This window comes from Lysobacter sp. CCNWLW3, from assembly GCF_036697405.1.
GTDB lineage: Bacteria > Pseudomonadota > Gammaproteobacteria > Xanthomonadales > Xanthomonadaceae > Lysobacter.
Window position 1 is genome coordinate 1 of sequence record NZ_JBAHWA010000030.1, and the last position, 24,374, is coordinate 24,374.

Here is a 24,374-nt window from a genome sequence, read left to right on the forward strand (position 1 = left end):
ATCGGCACGACCTCCGACCGCTTCAGCGCCATGCTGGGCTTCGGCTACGTCAAGGAAGAGCCGGTCATGGCCGGCGATCGCAAGATCTCCAAGGAGCCGATCGTCGGCACCGGCAACGCGTTCGGTTCGGGCACCAGCCCGGGCGGCCGCTTCGCCCTGTGCCCGGGCGGCTACAACACCGCCACCCGTACCTGTAACGGCGCCCAGACCAACTTCAACGGCGGCGCCGGCACCTTCACCTACGATGCGGGCGGCACCAGCGCCCCGCGTCCGTACGTGGCTCCGGGCGACGTCTACAACTTCGCGCCCGAGAACTACCTGCTGACCCCGCAGGAGCGCCGTTCGGTGTTCGCCGCCGGCACCCTGGACATCACCGACAGCCTGCGCTTCAAGACCACCATCACCTACAACCAGCGCGAGTCCGAGCAGCTGCTCGCCTCGATGCCGGTGGTGCTGGGCACCGCCCCGGGCGCCACGCCGCAGGGCCAGGCGATCTTCATCAGCCGCAACAGCATCTACAACCCGTTCGGCCAGGACATCTCGCGCATCAACCGCCGCATCACCGAGTCCGGCGGCCGTTCGTTCAACCAGGACGTGCGCACGTTCGCGATGAACGCCGGCCTGGAAGGCACGCTGACCTTCGGCGAGAAGTACTACGACTGGGAAGCCGGCTACTTCCGCGGCGAGAACAAGGCCAACAACACCACCTACGGCCTGTTCAACATGATCGCCCTGCAGCAGGCGCTGGGCCCGTCGTTCCGCGACGCCCAGGGCGTGGCCCGCTGCGGCACCGCGGCTTCGCCGATCGCCGGCTGCGTCCCGCTGAATCTGCTCGGCGGCGTCGGCAGCATCACCCAGGACATGATGAACTTCGTGTCGTTCACCGCGCACGACGAGTACAACTACGTCCAGAACAGCTACTACGCCAACATCGGCGGCGACCTGTTCAGCCTGCCGGGCGGCCCGCTGGGCTTCTCGTTCGGCCTCGAGCACCGCACCGAGTCCGGCTACGACTCCCCGGACGCGCTGATCAACTCGGGCAACACCACCGGTAACAGCCGTACCGCCACCAACGGTTCCTACTCGCTGGACGAGGCCTACCTCGAACTCGCGATCCCGGTGCTGGCCGACGTGCCGTTCGCCAAGCTGCTCGACTTCTCGGTCGCTACCCGCTACTCCGACTACAGCAACTTCGGCGATACGCTGAACAGCAAGTTCGGTTTCCGCTGGAAGCCGATCGACGACCTGATGATCCGCGGCAACTGGTCCGAGGGCTTCCGCGCTCCGTCGATCTCCGAGCTGTTCGCCGGTCAGGCCGACTCGTTCCCGACCCTCAGCGATCCCTGCAACAACGCCAACTTCGGCAACCAGAACCCGGCCGGCCAGGCGCGCTGCATCGCCGAAGGCGTGCCGAACGGCGGTTACCAGCAGGACAACCAGCAGATCCGCATCACGGTCGGCGGTAATCCCAACCTGAAGCCGGAACGTGCCGAGACCAAGACCCTGGGTCTGGTCTACAGCCCGAGCTGGATCGAAGGCCTGGACATCAACCTCGACTGGTGGAACATCAAGATCGAGGACGCGATCACCACGATCGGCGGCGCCGGCATCATCCAGCAGTGCCTCGACTCCGCTGGTACCGGTCCGACCTGCGCCCTGTACACCCGTCGTGCCGACGGCAACATCCAGACCCTGCTCAACACCACGACCAACATCGGTGGTACGGAAGTCGAAGGTTACGACCTGACCGTCAACTACCGCCTGCCGGAAACCTCGTGGGGCCGCTTCAGCTTCGTTTGGGACACCACCTACCTGGCCAGCCAGGAAGACGACCTGAACGGTAACGGCATCTACGGCGAAGACGAGCAGGACGTGCCCGCCATCGGCCAGCCGCTGCACTTCAACGAAGGCGGCAACCAGGTCGGCGAGTACGACGGCCCGAACCAGTCCAACGCCTGGCGTATCCGCTCCAACCTGGCCACCCGCTGGGAGAAGGGCGACATCGGCGCGACCTGGAACATCCGTTACTACTCGTCGCAGACCGAAAACTGCCAGGCCCTGGAAGACTACGGCTACGCGTTCCTCTGCACCGACGCCGACCGTATCGTGTCCATCCCGACCGACTCCAACAACAACGGCGTCTGGGACGGTGCGGCTGGCGGCGACAGCTTCACGCAGCGCAACGCGGCGGAGCGTCACATCGGCGCGACCACCTACCACGACGCGAGCTTCTTCTGGAACGCACCGTGGAACGCCAAGATCACCATCGGCGTGAACAACGTGTTCGACAAGAACCCGCCGGTGTCGGTGACCACGTTCGCCAACTCGTTCGATCCGCAGTACGAAGTCCCGGGCCGCTTCGTGTACTTCCGCTACGCGCAGAAGTTCTGATCGACCCGTTACCCGCGACACCCGCTACGGCCCCGAAAGGGGCCGTAGTTTTTTGGGCGCCCTTTTCTCGTAGCAATCCGAAGGGCAGGAAACTGCATGAGCCATGAACCAGGCTGGATTAAACTCATTGAGGAACGAGCTAACGCGGCAACTGCGGGGCCGTGGGTGTCATTTGTCGAAGGCCGTGATTTCACAAGCGGCTCCAGCTTCATTCGGACCGCCGAGAACGATATTGAGCTCACAGGATCAACCGTCGCCGATCAAGACTTCATCGCACACGCGCGACAGGACATTGTCTTGCTCATTCAAGAAGTGCGCCGACTGTCAATTCTCGCTGACATTCCTGAGCCTTAGAGCTCATGGGGCGAGTCTTGCTTCAAGCTAAAATGCGGAGCCAGGCTAGTAGCCAGGGCAAGAAGTCGAAGCTAAAGCCCAATGGGGGCGTGCTCTCAACTCTGGGAGGGTGAAGTGAGCAAATCTGGCGGGCGCCAGGCCACCACTGGACTATTCCGATTTGAAGCTATTGCGGCGAAGATTTGCGGGTTCACATTCGCCCTTATCCTGCTCTTCGGTGTGTTTCCTGATGCCATTTTTGAAAGTAATCTGATCGTCGCATTTCTTACAGTTGTTGCAGGACTTCAGCTCTTCTCTTGGCTATTCCTGTTTTTATTGCATGTCTATCGAATATTGATGGGTGGGTGGGACTACTCTCTGGCCAAAGTGCTTGTGGTGTTGTTTGTTCCTGTGATTGGTGTTGTCTGGGTGTCGATCAAAGGCGTGCAGGAGAAAGCTGACTAGGGACGAGCATCTGGTCTGGTCGCCGTGGTCACGCTGGCGACGGGCTTGTGCTGACTTACTCGGTAGTCGAACGACTTTTTGCAGCTGGGGGGGGGGGGGGGGCGCTGGTGGCGGCGTGGAACGCATGCTCAGGCGTCGATCGCCCCTGCTGGCTGAGCCCGACCCTGGGCTATGCTTCGATGAGGGGTAGTAGCGGATACACGTGTGGATAGGGGTGCCCGTCGGGGCGTGCATAGCGATGGCGAAACCGGCGAATGGCCGCGGCAGCGGTCGAGTGAATGCACGCGGTTTGCAGCGGGCATGGAAATAGAGCTCGTGCTGGCTGACGGCCATGCTGTTGATGTCACTGGCGCTGACGCCGCGGCGATGCGCAAACAGACCCGGGCCTGCGCCGCCCCTCTCACGTCGCGCTACACTCCCGACGCGGCCGCGCGCGCGGCCTCCGATATCGGAACCGCACCATGTCCTTCGAGCTCTATCCCGCCTTCTCGGTCCCGTTCGCGCAGGACGTCCTGCCCAACCACCAGGCGATCAACGCCCAGCTCAAGGCGCTGCTGCTGGCGCGCGAGGCCGAGGGCGCGCGCTACGCCAATCCGCATCCCTCGCTGGCGCTGCAGCAGGGCGTGTTCGAGAGCGAGTTCGTGCTGTTCTCCTGGCCGGAGACCTGCGTGCAGCTGCTGCGCCAGTTCTGCTGGCAGACCCTGGGCCGCACCATCCAGGAGCTCAACGGCTACAGCGCCGCCGAGATGGCGCGGCTGCAGATTTTCTCGCATACCTGGTACCACATCACCCGCCAGGGCGGCTTCACCATCACCCATACCCATCCGATGGCGTCGTGGTCGGGCGTGTACTGCGTGGACCCGGGCGAGACGCCCGAGGACCGCCCGGAATCGGGCGTGCTGCGATTCCACAACCCGCACCACTACAGCAACCAGTTCGTCGACGCCGGCAACCAGCGCCTGCAGAGCCCGTTCCATCACGGCACCTGGAACATCCGCTTCTCGCCCGGCCAGCTGATCCTGTTCCCGTCCTGGCTGCCGCACGAGGTGCTGCCGTTCTACGGCCGCGACGAGCGCATCACCATCGCCTTCAACTGCTGGTTCTCGATGAAAGACGCCGCCTGAGCGGCGGCGTCGTTTCGTCCGGACCGTCCGCGCCGGCTCAGTCGAGCTGCAGGGTGGCGTCGCCGGAGAAGGTCTCCATGCGGACCTCGCCGCTGCCGTTGCCGTAGCGGTGCTCGAAGTTCGAGCCCGGGCCGTGCTTGGGCTTGACGATCTGCGCGCCCGGCGCCGACAGGTCGCCGCTGAAGCTCTGCCCGTGCACGGTCGCCGACAGGTTGCGCGGCAGGATCAGGTGGACGTCGCCGCTGACCGTCTCGACCGCGATCTCGCCGTTGCCGGCCAGGGCGGTAGCGAGGCGGATGTCGCCGGACACCGAGTTGCCGTTGAACCGATGCAGCGCCGATTCGCGCACGCTCACGTCGATGCGACCGGACACCGTCTCCACATCGACGTCGCCGTCCATGCGGCCGCGCAGCTGCATGTCGCCGCTGACCGTTTCGGCGTTGACCTTGCCGCTGTTGAGGGTCAGGGTGAGGTCGCCGCTGACGCTGTCGATGCGCGCTTCGCGCGGCGCCGCGGCCACCGTCACGTCGCCGCTGACGCTGTCGACCGACAGCAGCGAGGAGGCCACGCCGGTGACGTCGATGTCGGCCGAGACCGCGTCGATCTCGATGTCGGCGCGCAGCGGCAGGGTCACCTTGAGGTCGGTGGGTTCGCTCTTGTCGCCGCCGACCAGGAAGCCCATGCCGCTGCCGCGGTTGGGGTACTTGACCTTGATCGACAGGCGCTCGCCGTTGCCCTCGATCTCCAGCTTCTCCACCCCGTTGCCGAGGCTGCCTTCGATCTTCACTTCCGGGCGGTCCCAGGCGCGCACGTCGATGCGGCCTTTGACGTTCTCGATCTCGACCCGTCCGCGCGGGTCCAGCGGGCGGGTCTGGTTGATGGGGGTGGCCGCAAACGCCGGGGCGGCGGCCAGACAGGCCAGGCCGAGGGCGAGTCCGAGCGGGCTTGCTTTGTGGGATGCGCGGGTCATGGTCGTCCTCCGGGTATCAGGTATAGGCCACGCGCTGGGCGAGCGCGAGGCGTCGTGCGTAGGTGCGGCGCAGCTGCTCCAGCAGCAGGCGCGAGTCGGGGTCGTGGGCCAGCGCGTCCAGGATCAGCGCGGCGTTGCGGTCCAGTTCGTCGAAGGCGGGCTGCAGGGCGGTGGCGTTCGGGGCCGGCGCGGCGCGCTGCATTTCCTGTATCGCGGCCTGGTACTGCAGGGTCATGCCGGCGGCCTCGCGCTGCAGCGGCGATTCGGCCTGCGCCTGCGGGGCGTCGTTGGCGGCCTGGTCGCGCCAGACCCCGGTGAAGCCGATCGCCAGCGCCAGGGTCGCGGCGACCGCGAACGGCGCCAGCCAGCGCGGCCGCGGCGTGCGTACCGGCGCGGCGACCTGCGGCTGCAGGCGCGCGGCGATTCCCGGCCACAGATCGTGGGCCGGCGCCTGCTCGCGACGCAGCGCGCGTAGCTGAAAGCGCAGGGCATCGGGCAGTTCGCCGTCCGCTGCGGGGTCTTGGTGTTCGCTGTTCATGCCTGTCCTCCTAGCCGTTCGCGCAACAATCCGCGCGCCCGGTGCAATTGCGCCTTGCTGCTGCCGACCGCCATGCCGAGCTCGGCGGCGATCTCCTCGTGCTTCCAGCCTTCCACGTCGTACAGCACCAGCACCGCGCGGGCGCGGGGCGGCAGGCTGGCGACCGCGCGCTCCAGGTCCATCGACAGCGCGGTCACGTGTCCGGCCGAGTCGGCGCTGCCGACCAGTTCGAACGCGTCCTCGTCGCCGTCCTCCTGCGGCTTGCTGCGCCGGCTGCGCAGTTCCATCAGCGCGGTATTGACCGCCAGCCGGTGCAGCCAGGTGCTGAAGGCGGACTCGAAGCGGAACGCCGGCAGCGCCTGCCAGGCTCGCACGAAGGCCTCCTGGGTGAGGTCCTCGGCGCGCGCGCCGTGGTGGCCGACCAGGCGGGCGATCACGCCATGGACGCGGCCGGCGTGGCGGCGGTACAGGGTCTCGAAGGCCGCGGTCTCGCCGCGCGCCGCCGCCCCGACCAGGTCGCGGTCGTCGGCCGGTGTCGCCTCGTCTGGCAGGGATTCGGTCACGGCGGTCAGCATAGTCATTCCGATGCCCCGCCATCAGGGAAGGTTTAAGGCGCCGCCGCGGCGCGACCGGCTTAGGCCAGGGCGCCCAGGCCCTGGATCAGCGGCTGCAGCTGGGCCTCGTACGGCGACCAGGCCGAGCTGCGGTTCTTGATGATGCCGCCACGCATCTGCGGGCTGCTGGCCGTGGCCACCGCGCCCGCGCGCTCCAGGGTGGTGGCCGCCGCGTCCCAGGGCAGCCCCAGGAAGTCCAGCACCTGCCGCATCACCCCTTCGGGGTCCGCCACCAGGGCGTCGTAGCGCACGTCCATGATCCGGTCCGGCATGACCGCGTGCCAATGCGCCATCAGGCGCTGGTACTGGCCGAACCACTCCACCAGCTCGTGCTGGTCGTAGGAGAAGGTGTTCACGTCCGAGAACATGGTGCGCAGGTTGGAGAAGCAGGTGTCGACCGGGTCGCGCACCATGTGCAGGATCCGCGCCTGCGGCAACGAGCGGCCGATGAAGCCGACGTTGAGGAAGTTCGAGGGCAGCTTTTCGGTCAGGTACGGCCGGCCCTTGGCGCGCCAGGCGCTGCGTTCCAGGAAGCGCTGGCCGACCTGGGCGTAATCGACCTTGGCCGCGCGCCGCACCAGCTCGGCGTCGAGCACGGCCTTGTTGCGGTAGTCGGCGCAGTAGCGCATCTGGGTGGTGAAGGCGTAGGTCTCGCCGCCGTCGGACACCATCGGATGCCCGCCCAGCAATTGCTCCAGCAGGGTGCTGCCGGAGCGGTGCATGCCCAGGATGAACACCGGCACGTAGGGGCCGGGTTCCTGCGCGACCGGGCGCACGAAGTCGGCGTCGCACAGGCGGGTCAGGCCCTCGAACATGCGCCGCGCGTCGAGCCGGTCGTGCGGGGTGAGCTGGCGCTTGATCCGGCAACCGCGGTCCAGCGCCTGCCAGGACTCCTCGTAGCGCCCCAGGTCGTGCAGCTCGTTGTGCAGGGCGAAGGCCAGGTAGGCCTCGCTCTCGCTGGCGGGCTTGGCGGCGCGGATCTGCGTGAGCATGCGGTCGACGTGGTTGGCCTCGGCGGTCTGCTTGCGCAGGCGCGACAGCACCCAATGCGCCTGGGCCATGTTCGGCTGGCGCGCGATCGCCAGTTCCAGTTCGCGCTCGGCCTGTTCCATCTCGCCGAAGAACATCTGCACCACGCCGCGGAAATAGCGCATCGGCGCGTGGCGCGGATCGCGGATCGCGGCGACATCGAGGATCTGCAGGGCCAGGGCGTTGTCGCCGATGGTGCTGACCAGCATCGCCAGTTCGGTCAGCCATTCCACCGAGCGGCGCTCGCGCCAGCGCGAATGCTCCACGCATTCGAGCAGCGCGCCGGGCTCGTTGAACATGCGCAGCGCGCGCGCCAGGGTCAGCACCGCCTCGTCCGAACTCGGACGCCGCGCCAGCGCGCGCATGGCGTAGTCGTGGCCGAGGCGGTAGCGCCCGACCATCAGCGCCAGCCGCGAGGCGCGCAGCAGGGCCTGGACGTGGTTGGGGTCGAGCGCGAGCAGGCCTTCGAAGGCGTCGAGAGCGGCGTTGGCCTGGCCCTGCCGCGCGTGGTCCTCGCCCTGTCGCCAGAGCTTCTGCACCTGGTCCTGGCTCATGCCGCCGGACCCAGGGCCACGCGTTCGAACTTGATCGCGAAGGTATAGCGCGGCGCGTAGCAGATCCGGTTCGGCGGCCGTCCGGCGTGCTTGATCGCACCGTCGAAGATCACCAGCCGGCCCGGGCGCGGCGTGAGCGCGCAGGCGACCTCGTCGGCGGCGTCGTAGAACATGGTCTCGCCGCCCCATTCCAGGTCCCAGTGCTCGCACAGATACCACAGCGCGGTCAGGTCGTGCTGGTCCGGCAGGCAGTCGGTATGGGTGAACAGCATGTCGCCGAAGCCGGCTACGTTGGTGTAGGCGCGATACGGCTTGTAACCGTAGCCGTGGCCGGTGAAGCCCAGCACCGCGCGCCGGGTCAGCTCGAAGATCGGCTGCTGTACCAGGGCCTCGAGCTTCACCTCGGTGGCCCAATGCTTGTAGTCGTTGGTTTCCGGGCGCGCGACCTCGGTGCGCGTGAACGGCGCCCGCGCCAGGCCGCGCACGTACTCGCCCACGTTGGGCAGCAGGCCGTCGTACACCCGCAGCGGGCGGCCGTCGATCGTCAGTTCACGACTGGCCGCGATCGCGGCGGGGGCTACGGCGGACATGCGGTTCTCAGCGGGCCAGTGCGGCGGCGATGCGCCGCTGTTCGTCCTTCAGCGCCTGCGGCATGCGCGGACCGTATTCGTCCAGGTAGCCGCCGATGCTGTCGAACTCGGCGCTCCAGCCGGCGTGGTCGAAGCCGAACAGCTTGGCGCGCGCCTCGTCCGACAGGCCGACGCCGTCGAGGTTGAGGTCGGCGGCCGCCGGCAGATGGCCGATCGGCGTTTCCACCGCGCCGGCCTCGCCCTTGACCCGGCCGATCATCCACTCCAGCACGCGCAGGTTGTCGCCGAAGCCCGGCCACAGGAACTTGCCGTCGTCGCCCTTGCGGAACCAGTTGACGTGGAAGACCTTGGGCAGGCGGGCCTGCTCGCGGTCGAACGACAGCCAGTGACCGAAATAGTCGGCGAAGTTGTAGCCGCAGAACGGCTTCATCGCCATCGGATCGCGGCGCATCACCCCGACCGCGCCGGTCGCGGCGGCGGTGGTTTCCGAGCCCATCGCGGCGCCGACCAGCACGCCGTGGGTCCAGTCGCGGGCCTCGAACACCAGCGGCACCAGCGAGGCGCGGCGGCCGCCGAACACGATCGCCGAGATCGGCACGCCCTGCGCGTCCTCGGCCTTGTCCGAATAGCTCGGGCACTGCTTGGCCGAGACGGTGAAGCGCGAGTTCGGATGCGCGGCCGGGCCCTTGGCCGGATCGTAGGGATTGCCGCGCCAGTCGGTGACCGGGGTCTGGCCATTGTCCAGGCCTTCCCACCACGGCTGGCCGTCGGCGGTGACGCCGACGTTGGTGAAGATGGTGTCGTGCTGGATCGTCGCCAGCGCGTTCGGGTTGGACTTGCTCGAGGTGCCGGGGGCGACGCCGAAGAAGCCGGCTTCGGGATTGATCGCGTACAGGCGGCCGTCGGCGCCCGGGCGCATCCAGCAGATGTCGTCGCCGACCGTCCACACCTTCCAGCCGGCGTCGCGATAGCCCTGCGGCGGAATCAGCATGGCCAGGTTGGTCTTGCCGCAGGCCGAGGGGAACGCGGCGGCGACGTAGTGGGTCTCGCCCTGCGGGTTCTCGATGCCCAGGATCAGCATGTGCTCGGCCAGCCATCCCTCGCTGCGCGCCTGGTGCGAGGCGATGCGCAGGGCGTGGCACTTCTTGCCGAGCAAGGCGTTGCCGCCGTAGCCGGAGCCGAACGACTTGATCGTCAGCTCCTCGGGGAAATGCATGATGAAACGGCGCTCGGGATCGAGCTCGCCGATCGAATGCAGGCCGCGCACGAACGTAGCTTCGCGCTCGATCCGCGCCAGCGCCGGCGCGCCCATGCGGGTCATGATGCGCATGTTGGCGACCACGTAGGGGCTGTCGGTGATCTCCACGCCGCAACGCGACAGCGGCGAATCGATCGGGCCCATGCAGTACGGGATCACGTACAGGGTGCGGCCGCGCATGCAGCCGGCGTACAGCGCGTCCATCTTGGCGTGGGCCTCGGCGGGCTCCATCCAATGATTGTTCGGGCCGGCGTCGTCGCGCTCGCGCGTGCACACGAAGGTCAGGTGTTCGACGCGGGCGACGTCGTCCGGATGCGAACGATGCAGGTAGCTGCCCGGATGGGTCTGCTCGTTGAGCGCCTCCAGGGTACCGTCGGCGAGCATGCGCTCGATCAGCGCGGCGTTCTCCGCGTCGCTGCCGTCGCACCACTGGATGCGGTCGGGACGGGTCAGGGCCGCGACCTGCGCGACCCACTCGTTCAATGCGGCCAAGCGGCTGCCCGCGCTCCCCAGCGCGGGAGCAGTCGGTACGTCTTTGGAAATGGCGTTCACGGCAAGGGCCTCCAGCCGGGGGACTGTTTAAGAGTTAGGGATGAGCGTGGCCATCATGTGCTCGACATAGGCCTCGAATTCGTCGTGCTGCATCCGCGTCTGGTGCAACTGCAGGTTGAGCTGCAGGAAACCGACGTAGGCGGCGTACAGCAGCCGCGCGCGATGCTGCGCGTCGGTGCGGCTGAGCCCGGCCTGGCGGAAGGAAGCGGTGAGATAGTCCAATCGGCGCTCGGACACGCGGCCGATCACCGGCTGCACGGCCGGATGGTCCAGCGCCTTGAGCAGCTCGGAATAGATGATGTGCGACTTGACCTCGTGGGCGACGAGGTGGAACAGCGAGCGCAGGCGCTGGCGCGGATCCGGTATCGGTTCGAGCTGGCCGAACACGGTCTCCTGCTCGACTTTCTCCCAGCGCTCCAGCGCCGCGACGAGCAGCGCGTCGCGCGAGGGGAAGTGCCAATAGAAGCTGCCCTTGGTGACGCCGAGCCTGCGCGCCAGGGGTTCGACCGCGACCGCGGCCACGCCCTGTTCGGCGATCAGGTCCAGGGCGGCCTGCGCCCAGTCGTCGGCGCTCAGGCGGCCGTTGCGTTCTTGCTTGGTTTGGACGGGCTGGCTCATGGATGACAAGTGTAACCATACGCCACCGACGGGAACAGTATGCACCGCAGCATCGGCGAGTTGACAGCGGCCAGGGAACCTTACCATACTCGTGCGTATGTTGAGCGTTTGATGCTGGCGTTTGAATGCGGCGCGGCCAGGAAGCCCACGCAAACCCCGCCGACATCACGCATGCCCGACTAGCCTGAGCCTAGCCAACACGTCGTTACGCCGCTGGAGCGTCGCCATGAGCATCGCCATTCCCTTCCTCGCTTTCCTCCTTATCGGCGCGATCGCCGCCTACCACCGGCTGCGTCTGCCGGTATGGGCGGCCCTGACCGCGACCGTGCTGGTCGGCTGCTGGCTGTTCGGCGCCAACCCGGTCGCCACCCTCGTCGCCGCGGCGATCGTGGCCCTGATCGCGGTGCCGCTGCTGATCCCGCAAATCCGCCTGCCGCTGATCACCAAGCCGCTGCTGGGCTTCTACACCAAGATCCTGCCGCCGCTGTCGGAAACCGAGCGCACCGCGCTGGAAGCCGGCACGGTCGGGTTCGAGGGCGAACTGTTCTCGGGCAAGCCGGACTGGGATGCGCTGCTGTCGCAGCCCAAGCCCGAGCTGAGCGCCGAGGAACAGGCTTTCCTCGACGGCCCGGTCGAAGAGCTGTGCAAGATGACCAACGACTGGGAGATCACCCACGTCTACGCCGATCTGCAGCCGGAGCTGTGGGACTACATCAAGAAGAACAAGTTCTTCGGTCTCAACATTCCCAAGGAGTTCGGCGGCCTGGGCTTCAGCGCGCTGGCCAACCACAAGGTGATCCAGAAGCTGGCTTCGGTGTCCAGCGTGGTCAGCTCCACCGTCGGCGTGCCCAACTCGCTGGGCCCGGCCGAGCTGCTGATGCACTACGGCACCCAGGAGCAGAAGGAACACTACCTGCCGCGCCTGGCCGACGGCCGCGAAGTGCCCTGCTTCGGCCTGACCGGCCCCTGGGCCGGTTCGGATGCGACTTCGATCCCCGACTACGGCATCGTCACCACCGGCGAGTGGAACGGCGCGCGCGTGGTCGGCGTCAAGCTCACCTTCGACAAGCGCTACATCACCCTGGCGCCGGTCGCGACCCTGATCGGCCTGGCCTTCCGCATGTACGACCCGGACGGCCTGATCGGCGACAAGCGCGACATCGGCATCACCCTGGCGCTGCTGCCGCGCGACACCGCCGGCGTCGAAGTCGGCCGCCGCCACTTCCCGCTCAACAGCACCTTCCAGAACGGCCCCATCCACGGCAAGGAAGTCTTCATCCCGCTCAGCCAGCTGATCGGCGGCGAAGCCTACGCCGGCAAGGGTTGGCAGATGCTGGTCGAATGCCTGTCGATCGGCCGCTCGATCACCCTGCCCTCCACCGGCAGCGGCGGCGCCAAGATGGGCGCGATCGTGACCGGCGCCTACGCGCGCATCCGCAAGCAGTTCGGCCTGTCGGTCGGCCGCTTCGAGGGCGTCGAGGAAGCGCTGGCGCGCATCGCCGGCCACGCCTACGCGGTCAGCGCGCTGTCGCAGGCCACCGCCGCGGCGGTCGCGCGCGGCGAGAACCCGGCCGTGCCCTCGACCATCGCCAAGTACCACTGCACCGAGATGGCGCGCGAAGTCGCCAAGGACGTGATGGACATCCACGGCGGCAAGGGCATCATCCTGGGCCCGAAGAACTACGCCGGCCGCAACTGGCAGGCGCTGCCGATCATGATCACGGTGGAGGGCGCCAACATCATGACGCGCTCGCTGATGATCTTCGGCCAGGGCGCGATCCTGTGCCACCCGTGGGTGCTCAAGGAAATGAAGGCGGCGATGCTGCCCGACAAGGCCCAGGCCCTGCGCGAGTTCGACAAGAACCTGTTCGGCCATATCGGCTTCGCGATCTCCAACGCGGTGCGCAGCTGGTGGTACGGCCTGACCGGCGCGCGCATCGGCGCCGCCCCCGGCGACAGCTACACCCGCCGCTACTACCGCAAGCTCAACCGCTATTCGGCGACGCTGGCGGTGATGGCCGACACCTCGATGCTGCTGCTGGGCGGCAAGCTCAAGTTCAAGGAGTCGCTGTCCGGGCGCCTGGGCGACGTGCTGAGCCAGCTCTACATCGCCAGCAGCATGCTCAAGCGCTACGAGGACGAAGGCCGTCCGGTCGGCGACCAGCCGCTGCTGGCCTGGGCCTTCCACGACGCCGTGCACAAGATCGAGCTGGCGCTGTCGGGCGCGCTGCGCAACTTCCCGATCCGTCCGGTCGGCTGGCTGCTGTGGGCGCTGATCTTCCCCTGGGGCCGCCGCGCGCAGGCGCCCAGCGACCGCCTGGGCCACCGCGCCGCGGCGCTGCTGATGTCGCCCAACGACGCCCGCGACCGCCTCGCCGAGGGCGTGTTCACCACGCCCTGCGCGAACAATCCGGCCGGCCGCATCAACAGCTACCTGCAGAAGGTCATCCTGGCCGAGCCGGTGGAGCGCAAATTCCTCAAGGCGCTCAAGAACAGCGACATCGAAGCGCTGGACTTCGCCAGCCAGCTCGACGAGGGCGTGCGCGAGGGCTGGATCAGCGCCGAGGAACGCAAGCAGCTGGAAGAACTGCGCGAGATGACCATCGACGCGATCAGCGTCGACGACTTCGACGCCGAAGAGCTGCGCTCGGCCGGTTACCGCGCGCTGCACGACCACGGCCACGGCACCCGCGCCGCGGCCTGATCCGCGACGCCGGCGTGAACGCGTCCACGCAGCATCGAAACGGCGGGCCTTCGGGTCCGCCGTTTTCGCATGCGCCGGGCCCGATTCCAGCCATCGCCCACCCATGCCCGCGCTGGCGCGCGGCGCGATCCCAGCCGACGCCAGCGCTCACTCCAGCGGAAGCCCACCGATGAGCAGCAACCTCCTCGCCCTCTACCGCAAGTTCGAACGCATGCCCGCCGGGCGCTGGCTGTTCTCGCGCGCGGTCTGCCTCAAGGCCCCCTACTTCGCCAGCATCTCGCCGCGTTTCGTCGCGCTGGTGCCCGGCCGCTGCGAGGCGACCCTGCGCCACCGCCGCCGCGTGACCAATCACTTGGGCACCGTGCACGCGATCGCGCTGTGCAACCTGGCCGAACTCACCGCCGGGGTGATGACCGACGCCAGCCTCCCGCCCGGCATGCGCTGGATCCCCAAGGGCATGACGGTCGAATACCTGAAGAAGGCCACCGGCACCATGCACGGCATCGCCACCCCCGATATCGCGCTGGTCGAATCCTCCGCCGGCTACGACCTGCCGGTCAGCGTGGTGGTCAACAACGACGCCGGCGAGGCGGTGTTCCGCGCCCGCATCGCGATGTGGGTGTCGCCGCGCAAACCCTGAAGCGCGGGCGCAAAAGCGCACCTCGCGCTGCTCACGCCGGTGCGGCGTCCGCGGCGATCCGCGAGCACCGGATCCTCGACCGTTCGTCGGCTGAAACCGTTCTCGCGCGCCGCGAGCGCACGAGCGCGCGATTGCGCGCGCACAAGGCGTGTCCTCGCCCATCGATCTGTCGCGTTCGCTGCTGATAGGAGATCCACCCGCACAGGACGCGCCAGCCAGAATCGCCTTTCGTTCGCCCCCCTCTGCTTCCGTTTCCGCCTGCCGATCCGCGCGGGCCGGGTCTTCTTGTGCCGTCGCGCCGCGATGCGCGGCGGCGTGTCCTTTTACCGATGAGGATTGCCGTCATGGCCAAGACCCCCGCCCCGCGCGCGGCGCTGAAACTGAAGATCGAACTGGAAAAACCGGTCGCAGGCGAACTCCATGCCTACGCCTACGACCGCAACGGACGCCTGACCGCGCGCGAGCCCGTGCGCGGCGGCGAGGTATCGCTGCCGCTGAACGAAAAACAGGCGCGCGAAAGCCGCGTGTTCATCGCGCCCAGCAGCGACGAGAAGCAACCGAGCCTGCGCACCATGCAGCGCCTGCAGGGCCACGAACTGGTGCTCGCCAACGGACTGCGCGGGCCGCTGATCGACAACGTGCGCATTCCCTCGCGCGTGATCGACTGGTGGCCGTTCTGCCTGTGTCCGGTGCGCGGCCGCGTGGTGCGCGCGGTCGGCCCGCCGGGCCAGACCCAGGACCGCCCGGTCTGCGGCGCACGCGTACACATCTGCGAAGTCGACCGCTGGCCCTACATCATCGCCAAGCTGCCGGACCGCGACCTGCTACGCCTGCGCGACGACCTGCTGCACGCGGTGCTGCGCAAGATTCCGGTACCGCCACGACCCGAACCGGACCCCGACCCGATCCTGCGCGCACGCTCGCCGCTGCGCTTCCACGAAGCGCCCGGCGCCGCGGTCGGCATCAGCCCGCAGCCGCAACCCAACCTGGGTCGCGGCGCGCGCGTCCAGGCCGATCTCGTCGCATTGAACCCGCAGCCGTTGCCGCCCGGCATGGCCATGCAGTTGCAGGGCACGCCCCTGGCCGGCCTCACCGCGACCTCGATCAACCAGGTGCGCAGCGCGCTGCTGCTCAACATCGACTCGCTGAAGTACTACCTGTGCCTGTGGCCCTGGTGGTGGTGGCGGTTCCGCAGCGACGAGGTCGCCGTGGTCGAAACCGACGCTTTCGGCCGCTTCGAAGCCTTGCTGGCGCATCGCTGCAACGGCGATCAGCCGGACCTGTATTTCTGGGTCGAGTACCCGATCGGCGGCGTCTGGCAGACCGTGCACCGCCCGCCGATCGCATGCTGGACGCACTGGAACTACGCCTGCGGCAGCGAAGTCACGATCCGGGTCAACGACCCGCGCGTGCCGACCTGCGGCGGCGATCCCGACCTGCCGGGCCTGAGCGTGGCGGTGATGTCGATCGGCCGCGGCGTCAGCCTCAGCGAGATTCAGCACAACGGCCTGACCAGCGCCGGCGAACCCTTCGGCGGCAAGCTCGAACCGCGGGTGTGGTTCAGCCGCGCCAACCTGATCGCCGCCGGCATCACCCATTACCGCTGGTGGTACCGGCGCCTGACCGCGCCCGACGGCGTGACCGCGGATGTCGGCATCTGGACCATGATCACCCGCGACGTAGTGCGGCACTACTCGGTGCTCGGTCCGGGCGGACTGCCCGCATTTCCGTCCACGCCGATGGGTCCCGACGGCGACAACAAGTTCAAGATCCAGCCGCCCGATCCGCCGGCGCCGGGACTGGACTGGGAAACCCTGGACGAACGCGAAGACCTCGCCAGCGCGCATTTCGAGACCACGCTATTGCCGCATGGCCTGCCGGGTACGCCCAGCGAAGCGGAGAAAGCCGCGGCCAGCGCGGGCCTGTACGAGCTCAAGCTGGAACTGCTGCGTGCCGACAACAGCGTCGTCGACTGGACCGCGGCCGGCATCGCCCTGGCCATCGCCGACGACCCGGCACCGTTCGGCGTCGACCAGGTCGACACCATCGCGGCGCCCGCGTTCAACCGGCTGATGAGCGGCACCCAGTTGATGGGCTTCCGCACCGTGCTGCGCGTGGACAACAACCGTTGCGTCGGCGAGATCCACCCGATCAGCGGCGTAGGCTTGAGCGTCGACGCCTACTGCGGCTTCATCGAGTACCAGCCCGGTGCCAGCGCCACGATCTCGTTCGACGCCTACCATCCCTGGGGCTTCGCCACCTTCGGATTCTCCACCACGCGCGGCACCGCGACGCCGATACCGCAGGCGACCGCGTCGGGCATCGCCGGCGCGGCCAGCGCGGCCTCCACCGACGGCAACTTCGGCGAGGGGCCGGACTTCCGCTATTCGAAGACGATGCCCGTAGGCACCCTGCTATCGGTATCCCCGGGACCGAGCGGGCCTTGCGCCAACGCCGCGTTCGCCGAGGTGCTCAATGTCTGGGCCACCGCCACCGATGGCTACGGCACGCTGGGCTATCACGCCAGCGACGCCGCCGCCTATGCCCTGGCCGTGCCCTGCGACTGCGGCGACCAGGACTGACGGCGCCGCAAACCGCCGTCCGGGAACGCCACGTTCCCGGATGGCGTGGCGGGATCGCCGCCGCGCTATCGGTTAAAGTGCCGGCATGAGCGCGCCCGTCTGGATCTGGCTGTGCGGCCTGCACAGCCTCGCCTTCGCCGTGTTCCACATGGCGTTCTGGAAGCTGTTCCGCTGGCGCCAGAGCCTGAAGACCGCGACCGTCGCCGACCGCGCGATCCTGCAGATCCTCAACCTGCGCCTGATCTACGTGCTGCTGGGCGTGGCGGCGCTATGTTTCTTCTACACCGACGAGCTCCACGACAGCGCCTTGGGCCGCGCGCTGCTGGCCGGCATGTCGTTGTTCTGGGTCGGGCGCACGATCGAGCAGTTCGTGTTCCTGCGCATCAACCGGCCGCTGGTCCATGCGCTCACCGCGCTGTTCGTGCTGGGCGCGGTGTTGTTCGCGATGCCGTTGCTGGGCTGATCAACCCGCCAGGCAGACCGCCGCGATCGCCGCCAATGCCGGCACCGCTTGCACGAAGAAGATGCGGCGGTTGACCGTGGCCGCACCGTAGACGCCGGCGACCACCACGCAGCCGAGGAAGAACAGCGCCACGTCGCGGCGCCCGCCGGCCGCGGCCCAGATCAGGCCGGCGGCGAGGAAGCCGTTGTACAGGCCCTGGTTGGCCGCCAGCACCTTGGACTGCTCGGCCTTCTCGCGCGATTGGCGGAACACCTTCAGCCCGGCGGGCCGGGTCCACAGGAACATCTCCAGCACCAGGAAGCCCGCGTGCAGCGCGGCGACCAGCAGGATCAGCGAGACAGCGAGCAGCGACATGGCGACTCCGGAAGGATACGGTCCGGCCTAGTCTAGGGCCGGACGCGGCCTCGCGCTCACGGCCGCAGTTGCACGCCCTGGCGCAGGCCGAATTCGGTCTGCGCGTCGTAGCGGCGGGTGATGCCGGTGTAGCGCCGCAGCTGCGCGCGCGCGGCGTTGTCGAGCGCGCGCCGCAGCAGCTTGCAATCCGGCGCCGAGCGGGTCGCCAGCATCGCCTCGCGCACCGCCAGCACCGCTTCGCGGCCGTGCTGGATATGCCCGGCCTCGTGTTCTTCCAGGCTGGCGTAGAAGCGCCGCCACTCGCGCGCCAGCTCGCTGTCGACGCGCGCGCCGCTCCATTCCGGCAGGGTGGTCACGATCTCGGCACCGACGGTCACCGAGATCAGCTCGCAGCGATCGCCGCGCGGCATCGACTGATAGGTCCAGGTCACATGCCAATCGGTGCTGCCGGCCAGGCGGCGGCCGCCGTAGGCGTGCTGCGGGCCGTACTGGCGCATCTGTCCGGCCAGCTCCAGCGCGCTGCGGCCGAAGATGCGATAGCGCGCCACCCGTTCCTCGATCTCGACCTCGGCCGTCGGCGCCTCGGCGGCCGCGCAGGCCAGCGCCAGCGCCCACAGCGGCACCGCCAGTCGCCATGCGCGCCGTCTTGCGGCCATGCTTGCGCACTCCTGGTGCTAACGGCAGGCCTGGCCGCGATCGCGGCCCTGCCCGCACAAATGCAGCCGCGAGATCTCCGGCGGTACGCCGAACCGGATCGGCAAGATGCTGGTGCCGATGCCCTGGGTCACGAACAACTGCCGTCCATCCTCCTCGAAACGGCCGACCGGATACGCGCCGTCGGCCCCCTTCCACAGGCCCGGCCGGCCCAGCAGCGGAAACGCGATCTGGCCGCCGTGGGTATGCCCGGCCAGCACCAGCGAAGCGCGTGCGGGCATGCGCCGGAACACCAGCGGATTGTGCGTGATCGCCAGGGCCGGGGCCTGGTCATGGATTGCGGAAAACGCGCGCCTCACGTCGTGCGGCGCTTCCAGCAGGTCGCCCACGCCGACCATCCACAGACGGCAGCGGCCCAGTTGGACCTCGCGCGCCTGGTCCTCCAGCACCACCACGCCGGCCGACTCCAGCGCGCGGCGCACGCGCTGGCCGTCCTTCCACCAGTCGTGGTTGCCGAGCACGGCGTAGACCGGCTTGCGCGCGGTCAGCGGCTTGAGATGCTCGGCGACGGTCTCGGCGGGGATGTAGGTGCCCAGGAACACGCTCAGGATCACGTAGTCGCCGGCCATCAACACCGCCTGAGCGTCGCTGTCGGCGAGCCGCGCGACCAGGCGGTCGAACTGGGGCAGGCCGTTGCGCGGCGAACCCACGTGCAGGTCCGACACCAGATCCACGCGCAAGCCGTCGCACTCGCGCGGCCAATTCGGCAGGGCGAAGGCGTGGTCGCGTTGGGTCAGCGAGCCAGGCTCGATCACGCAGCCCCAGACCGCGAACACCAGCACCAGCAGGGCGAGGATGCGCGCGCTCCAGCGCCGCCGCCATCTCCAGGGCCGGCGCGGCGCGTTCATCCCGCCTTGGGCTGGGCCTGCGCGTGCCAGGCCGCGAGCACTTCGGCCTCGCGCGCGGCGCTCAGGCCGGCCTTGGGTTTGGCCCGGCGTTCGGCGGGCAGGCCGCGCCAATAGCTCAAGGTGTCGCGCACGGTGTCCTGCAAGGGCCGGTAACGCAGCCCCGCGGCCTGGGCCTTGGCGCTGCTGATGCGGCCGAAGCCGGCGTAGTCGCCCTGCGCCGGAATCCACACCGGCATGTCCTGCCAGGGCCCGACCTTCTGCGCTTCCAGGAACGCCGCCGGCACCCAGGTCAGGGTCGACGCCGGCGCCTTCATCGCACGCGCGACCTGCCGGCAGGTCGTGAGCAGCTCGCCCATGCTGAGCTTCCCGGCCGGCGCGTCGGCGTTGTAGATGCCGATGCTGCGCTGCTCCAGCGCGCGCAACAGGAAGGCCGCCAGATCGCGCACGTCGATGAACTGGGTCGGGTCCTGCGCGCTGCCGGGCGCGAGGATCTCGCCGCCGCGGTCGGCGCGCGCCGGCCAGTAGCTGAAGCGGTCGGTGGTATCGCCCGGACCGACGATCAACCCCGGCCGCACCACGGTCACGCGGCCCGGCATTTCGGCCTCCGCCGCGCGTTCGCACAGCGCCTTGAGGCCGCCGTAGGTTTCGCCGGTGACCTGGCTGACCGAAGGATCGGCGAGTTGCGCCAGCGGCGCGGTCTCGTCCTGGTTCGGGGTGTCGGTCTTGGCGTAGACCGAGATCGTCGAGACCAGCAGGTACTGGCCCACGCGCGGACCGAGCAGCTTGCCCGCACGGCTCACGTCGGCGGGCAGATAGGCCGAGGTGTCGAGCACCGCGTCCCAGCGGCGCTCGCCTTCCAGCGCCTTCATGTCGGTCTTGCGGTCGCCGTGCAGTTGCTCGACGTCGCGATAGTCCTCGCCCGAGAAACGCTCGGGATTGGTCTTGCCGCGGTTGAACAGGGTCAGCGTATGCCCGGCCTTGCGCGCGGCTTCGACGAAGTGCGGGCCGAGGAAACCGGTGCCGCCCATGACCAGGATCTTCAGCGGCTTCGCCCGCGACTTGGCGCGCGCGAACGCCGGCAGGGCCAGCAGCCCGGCGCCGGCGAGGCCGGCGGCGAGAAAGTCGCGGCGGTGGGTCATCGGTCGGTCCCCGGCGTGGTGGCGTCGACCGGCAGCGTGCGCTGGGCGCGGATCACCCGCCATGCGCCGAAGGTCATGCCCAGGGCCACGCCGATGCCGGCCACGAACACGATGCGCGAACCGAACAGCGCCAGCGCCTTGTGCAGCCAGACGAAGGTCAGATCGCCGCCGCGATAGACCACGGTGTCGATCACCGCCTTGGCCTTGTAGCGCGATTCGCGATCGACCCGCGTGTACAGGGTTTCGCGGCCGGGCTTGGCCAGCGAGAACTCGCCCGCGCGCGTGGCCACCTGCACGATCGCCACCAGCAGCGGCAGCGGCGACATCGCCAGCAGGGCGTAGCCGAACAGGATCGCGAACGCCGGCACCAGCAGGGTCGGCGCCACGCCCCAGCGCCGCAGCAGGAAGCGCGTGAGCAGCAGCTGGACCAGGATCGTGGTCAGGTTCACCGCGCTGTCGATGGTCGAGTAGTAGCGCGTGGCTTCCTTGGCGGTCGGGTAGAACGCCTTCACGATCGCGGCCTGCTCGTTGTACAGCAGGGTGCCGACGCCGACGCCGAAGAACATCACCATCGCCAGCGCGCGCAGCATCGGGCGCTGCCAGACCAGTTTGAGGCCGGCGATGACGGAACCGCCCATCGCGACTTCGCCGCTGCCGCCGCCGCTGGCGCGCTCGCGCCGGATCGCCCACACCCGCAGCTTGAGGATGCACAGCAGGCACAGGCCGAGGAAGCCGGCCGACACCAGCAGCAGATTGGCCACGCCCAAGGGCCCGACCAGCACGCTGGTCAGCAGCGGCCCGACCAGGGCGCCGACCGTACCGCCGGCGCCGATATAGCCGTAGACGCGCTTGGCGTGCTCGTTGTCGAACACGTCGGCCATGAAGCTCCAGAACACCGTCACCGCGAACAGGTTGAACACCGCGGTCCAGACGAAGAACAGCGCGCCGCGGCCGGGCAGTTCGCGGTGGAAGGCCCAGTAGAAGCCGATCAGGCAGACCACGAAGATCAGGTACACCACCGGCAGGAACACCCGCCGTGGGAAGCGCGACACCAGTGCGCCGTAGATCGGCTGCAGCGCCAGCATCGCCAGGAAAGTACAGGTGAACAGCACCTGCAGGGTGAACTCCTTCAGCGACACGCCGTGGCTCAGGGCCCAGGCGATCAGGTCGGGCGGGAACACGGTCTCGATGTCGCCGGAGGCCCCCATCGCATCGCGCACCGGGCGCAGCACGTAGTAGCCGCAGAGCAGGCTGAAGAAGTACAGCAGCGACCACAGCAGCGGCGGCGATTCGGCCACGGCGGCGCGGAAACGGCCCCAGCGGCCGGCGATCGCGGCCGTGTCGCTGGCGGCGGCGGTGTCGCCGCGGATCGGATCAGCCACGGGCGCGGCCCCGCGGTCGGCGGCGGCCGGGCATCGGCTGGCGGGGGTCGCGCGTCATGTCCTCGCTCCCGTGCGCGCTGGCCGGCACGTGCTGGCGGAACGTTAGCCCAAGCCGCCTTACCCCGCCAGCGCGGCGGGCCCGGGCGATTGGGAGCATTTGCTCTAATCGCCGGGCTTACGGTCGCCCGGTCACAGACAGGGCGTGGGCGTGTACGACTACATCATCATCGGTGCCGGCTCGGCCGGCTGCGTGCTCGCCAATCGTCTCAGCGAAGACCCGGACACCAAGGTGCTGCTGCTCGAAGCTGGGCCGCGCGATCGCCACCCCTTCATCCACATGCCCGCGGGCCTGGCCAAGCTGGTCGGCAAGAAGGGCGTGAACTGGGACTACGACACCGCGCCCGAGCGCGAGCTCAACGACCGCAGCCTGTGGTGGCCGCGCGGCAAGGTCCTGGGCGGATCGAGTTCGATCAACGCCATGTGCTACATCCGCGGCGTGTCCGGCGACTACGACGACTGGGCGGCCCAGGGCGCGAGCGGCTGGGACTGGAAGACGGCCCTGCCCTACTTCCGCCGCTCCGAGCGCAACAGCCGCGGCGACGACGCCCTGCACGGCGCCAACGGCCCGCTCTACGTGTCCGATCTGCGCTATACCAACCCGCTGTCGCAGGTGTTCATCGAGGCCGGGCATGAAGCCGGCTACGCGATCAACCGCGACTTCAACGGCCCCACCCAGCAGGGCTTCGGCTACTACCAGGTCACCCAGAAGAACGGCGCGCGCTGCTCCAGCGCGGTCGCCTACCTGGACCCGGCGCGCGAGCGCCACAACCTGACCATCGTCACCGGCGCCCGGGTCAACCGCATCACCTTCGACAAGGGCCGCGCCAACGGCGTGATCTACGTCGCCAACGGCCAGCCCTATCACCAGGAAGTCTCGCGCGAGGTCCTGCTCAGCGGCGGCGCGATCAACTCGCCGCAGCTGCTGATGCTGTCCGGCGTCGGCCCGGCCGCGCAGCTGCGCAAGCTCGGCATCGAGGTGGTCGCCGACCTCGATCAGGTCGGCGAGAACCTGCAGGACCACCTCGACATCTGCACCCTGCAGCACTCGACCCAGCGCATCACCTACGACCGCGTGAGCGACCTGCGCATCGCCTTCGATTACTACCTGCGCGGCCACAGCGGCCCGGGCAGCAGCAACATCGCCGAGGCCGGCGCCTTCGTGCGCTCGGCGCTGGCGCCGGACGAGCGCGCCGACATCCAGCTGCATTTCGTGCCGGCCATGCTCGACGACCACGGCCGCCGCCGGCTGGCCGGCGACGGCTACACCCTGCATGCCTGCTTCCTGCGCCCGCGCAGCCGCGGCCGCATTTCGCTGGTGAGCGCGCGCGCGGCCGACAAGGCGCGCATCGAGGCGCGCTACCTGAGCGATCCGGAAGGCTTCGACCTGAAGATGATGCTGGAATGCGCCAAGCTCTCGCGCGAGCTGTTCGCGCAGAAGGCCTTCGACGCCTACCGCGGCGCGCCGATCTTTCCGCCGCGCAACGACTACAGCGACGCCGAGCTGATCGAGTTCATCCGCGAGAAGGCCGAGACCGTCTACCACCCGGTCGGCACCTGCCGCATGGGCAGCGACGAGGCCTCGGTGGTCGATCCGCAGCTGCGCGTGCGCGGCGTCGAGGGCCTGCGCGTGGTCGACGCCTCGGTGATGCCGACCCTGATCGGCGGCAACACCAACGCGCCGACGATGATGATCGCCGAGCGCGCGGCCGACCTGATTCGCGGGCGGGCCTGAACATCCGAAACGGGCGCGGGGCGGGCCGGAACCCGCCGGCATCGGCCCCGCGCCTGGCGACTATGCGGTTCGCCTGCGGCTCGCCACATCCTGCGAATCGCAGGCCATGGCGAGCACGGCGAACCGCACCGCATCCTGCGGGCTACATTTCCACGATCGGCCCGTTCGGATCCGGCTCGGGCGGGCAACCGCCGCCGGGCGTGCAGATGCCGACCAGACGCCAGGCGCCGCCACGGCATTGGTAGTAGTAGCCCGGATCGCTCGGATGATCGTAGGGCACCAGGAACATATGCCCTTCGGTCTCCGCCGTGCAGGCGTAAGTCGGCTCCGCCGCGACCGGAGCGGTCATGGCCATCGTGCCGACGAAAACGACGAATGCAGCGCCTTTTGCAGCCCATCCCTTCATTGCGGTTTCCTCCGTTGAAAGCCGCCGAAAATCGTCCCTTTGGGGCAACGAAGCGCTCGCCCTGTCCATCATGGCGAGCCGCCATGTGGAGGCAGCGGCGCCCTCCGCAATCTTGGCCGCGATCACGCTAGCAGATGCTGCGCTGCAATAGAAATCGCCCCTGAGATTGAGGTTGAAGAAGTTGCCGTTGCTGTTGCTGTTGCTGTTGCTGTTGCCCCGGCATTGGAACCGATTGCGCCGCACTCGCCGATCAACCGTAGACCCGAAGGGCGGCGCGCAGGACGCGCGCCGTTTTTCGAATGGACAAGGATGTC

Annotated in this window: 22 protein-coding genes; 9 read left to right on the top strand and 13 right to left on the bottom strand. The window is 68.6% G+C overall.

Annotation, left to right across the window (positions count from 1 at the left end; translation table 11 throughout):
- The 4 genes from V1318_RS21465 to V1318_RS21480 form a co-directional block, all read left to right on the top strand.
- A partial coding sequence (locus V1318_RS21465) for a TonB-dependent receptor (RefSeq protein WP_332941814.1) occupies positions 1–2,391 on the top strand: 2,391 nt, incomplete at its 5' end.
- Between the two features lie 96 nt (positions 2,392–2,487).
- Positions 2,488–2,745: a hypothetical protein gene (locus V1318_RS21470; RefSeq protein WP_332941815.1), complete on the top strand. Its 258-nt coding sequence runs from the start codon at positions 2,488–2,490 to the stop codon at positions 2,743–2,745.
- A gap of 114 nt (positions 2,746–2,859) precedes the next feature.
- Positions 2,860–3,189, top strand: a complete 330-nt coding sequence (locus V1318_RS21475) for a hypothetical protein (protein WP_332941816.1) — start codon at positions 2,860–2,862, stop codon at positions 3,187–3,189.
- A gap of 461 nt (positions 3,190–3,650) precedes the next feature.
- On the top strand, positions 3,651–4,313 hold the full coding sequence (locus V1318_RS21480; protein WP_332941817.1) for a putative 2OG-Fe(II) oxygenase: 663 nt from the start codon (positions 3,651–3,653) through the stop codon (positions 4,311–4,313).
- Between the two features lie 37 nt (positions 4,314–4,350).
- Here the strand turns inward: V1318_RS21480 and V1318_RS21485 are convergent, their stop codons facing one another.
- Genes V1318_RS21485 through V1318_RS21515 form a run of 7 tightly spaced genes read right to left on the bottom strand, consistent with a single transcriptional unit; the run spans position 4,351 to position 11,036 of the window.
- Positions 4,351–5,283, bottom strand: coding sequence for a DUF4097 family beta strand repeat-containing protein (locus tag V1318_RS21485; protein ID WP_332941818.1), 933 nt, complete (start codon positions 5,281–5,283; stop codon positions 4,351–4,353).
- 16 nt (positions 5,284–5,299) lie between these two features.
- Positions 5,300–5,821, bottom strand: coding sequence for a hypothetical protein (locus V1318_RS21490; protein ID WP_332941819.1), 522 nt, complete (start codon positions 5,819–5,821; stop codon positions 5,300–5,302).
- A complete protein-coding gene (locus V1318_RS21495; RefSeq protein WP_056179657.1) occupies positions 5,818–6,396 on the bottom strand; it encodes a sigma-70 family RNA polymerase sigma factor in 579 nt (192 codons plus the stop codon). The genes V1318_RS21490 and V1318_RS21495 overlap by 4 nt, the downstream gene beginning before the upstream one ends.
- Before the next feature lie 59 nt (positions 6,397–6,455).
- The gene (locus V1318_RS21500) at positions 6,456–8,018 is read right to left on the bottom strand and encodes a sulfotransferase (protein WP_332941820.1); all 1,563 of its coding nucleotides are present in this window, start codon (positions 8,016–8,018) and stop codon (positions 6,456–6,458) included.
- The gene (locus V1318_RS21505) at positions 8,015–8,608 is read right to left on the bottom strand and encodes a 2OG-Fe(II) oxygenase (protein WP_332941821.1); all 594 of its coding nucleotides are present in this window, start codon (positions 8,606–8,608) and stop codon (positions 8,015–8,017) included. Before V1318_RS21505 ends, V1318_RS21500 begins: the two co-directional genes overlap by 4 nt.
- 7 nt (positions 8,609–8,615) lie before the next feature.
- The gene (locus tag V1318_RS21510) at positions 8,616–10,418 is read right to left on the bottom strand and encodes a phosphoenolpyruvate carboxykinase (GTP) (protein ID WP_332941822.1); all 1,803 of its coding nucleotides are present in this window, start codon (positions 10,416–10,418) and stop codon (positions 8,616–8,618) included.
- Between the two features lie 27 nt (positions 10,419–10,445).
- Positions 10,446–11,036: a TetR/AcrR family transcriptional regulator gene (locus V1318_RS21515; protein ID WP_056179647.1), complete on the bottom strand. Its 591-nt coding sequence runs from the start codon at positions 11,034–11,036 to the stop codon at positions 10,446–10,448.
- 226 nt (positions 11,037–11,262) lie between these two features.
- Between V1318_RS21515 and V1318_RS21520 the strand changes: the two genes are divergently transcribed.
- From V1318_RS21520 to V1318_RS21535, 4 genes are all read left to right on the top strand, one after another.
- Entirely contained in the window at positions 11,263–13,740 is a 2,478-nt protein-coding gene (locus V1318_RS21520) for an acyl-CoA dehydrogenase (protein ID WP_332941823.1), read from the top strand.
- A 169-nt stretch (positions 13,741–13,909) separates the two neighbouring features.
- Entirely contained in the window at positions 13,910–14,380 is a 471-nt protein-coding gene (locus tag V1318_RS21525) for a hotdog fold domain-containing protein (RefSeq protein WP_332941824.1), read from the top strand.
- A gap of 344 nt (positions 14,381–14,724) precedes the next feature.
- Entirely contained in the window at positions 14,725–16,962 is a 2,238-nt protein-coding gene (locus V1318_RS21530) for a hypothetical protein (RefSeq protein WP_332941825.1), read from the top strand.
- Between the two features lie 85 nt (positions 16,963–17,047).
- Complete coding sequence (locus V1318_RS21535; RefSeq protein WP_332941826.1) at positions 17,048–17,425, top strand: hypothetical protein; 378 nt, start codon at positions 17,048–17,050, stop codon at positions 17,423–17,425.
- On the opposite strand, the gene V1318_RS21540 is transcribed toward V1318_RS21535, so the two are convergent.
- From V1318_RS21540 to V1318_RS21560, 5 genes are read right to left on the bottom strand one after another with little or no spacing between them, the layout of a single operon-like run.
- Positions 17,426–17,779: a DUF1304 domain-containing protein gene (locus tag V1318_RS21540; RefSeq protein WP_332941827.1), complete on the bottom strand. Its 354-nt coding sequence runs from the start codon at positions 17,777–17,779 to the stop codon at positions 17,426–17,428. It abuts the gene before it with no gap.
- Between the two features lie 56 nt (positions 17,780–17,835).
- Entirely contained in the window at positions 17,836–18,435 is a 600-nt protein-coding gene (locus V1318_RS21545; protein WP_332941828.1) for a DUF922 domain-containing protein, read from the bottom strand.
- Between the two features lie 18 nt (positions 18,436–18,453).
- Positions 18,454–19,341, bottom strand: a complete 888-nt coding sequence (locus V1318_RS21550) for a metallophosphoesterase (protein WP_332941829.1) — start codon at positions 19,339–19,341, stop codon at positions 18,454–18,456.
- Positions 19,338–20,480: an NAD-dependent epimerase/dehydratase family protein gene (locus V1318_RS21555; protein ID WP_332941830.1), complete on the bottom strand. Its 1,143-nt coding sequence runs from the start codon at positions 20,478–20,480 to the stop codon at positions 19,338–19,340. The genes V1318_RS21550 and V1318_RS21555 overlap by 4 nt, the downstream gene beginning before the upstream one ends.
- Positions 20,477–21,811: an MFS transporter gene (locus tag V1318_RS21560; protein ID WP_332941833.1), complete on the bottom strand. Its 1,335-nt coding sequence runs from the start codon at positions 21,809–21,811 to the stop codon at positions 20,477–20,479. The genes V1318_RS21555 and V1318_RS21560 overlap by 4 nt, the downstream gene beginning before the upstream one ends.
- A gap of 259 nt (positions 21,812–22,070) precedes the next feature.
- Between V1318_RS21560 and V1318_RS21565 the strand changes: the two genes are divergently transcribed.
- Positions 22,071–23,654 carry a choline dehydrogenase gene (locus V1318_RS21565; protein ID WP_332941831.1) on the top strand — a complete coding sequence of 528 codons (1,584 nt, stop codon included), beginning with the start codon at positions 22,071–22,073 and terminating at the stop codon, positions 23,652–23,654.
- A gap of 142 nt (positions 23,655–23,796) precedes the next feature.
- On the opposite strand, the gene V1318_RS21570 is transcribed toward V1318_RS21565, so the two are convergent.
- Positions 23,797–24,374: hypothetical protein (locus tag V1318_RS21570; RefSeq protein ID WP_332941832.1), on the bottom strand; the 578-nt coding region annotated here is incomplete at its 5' end.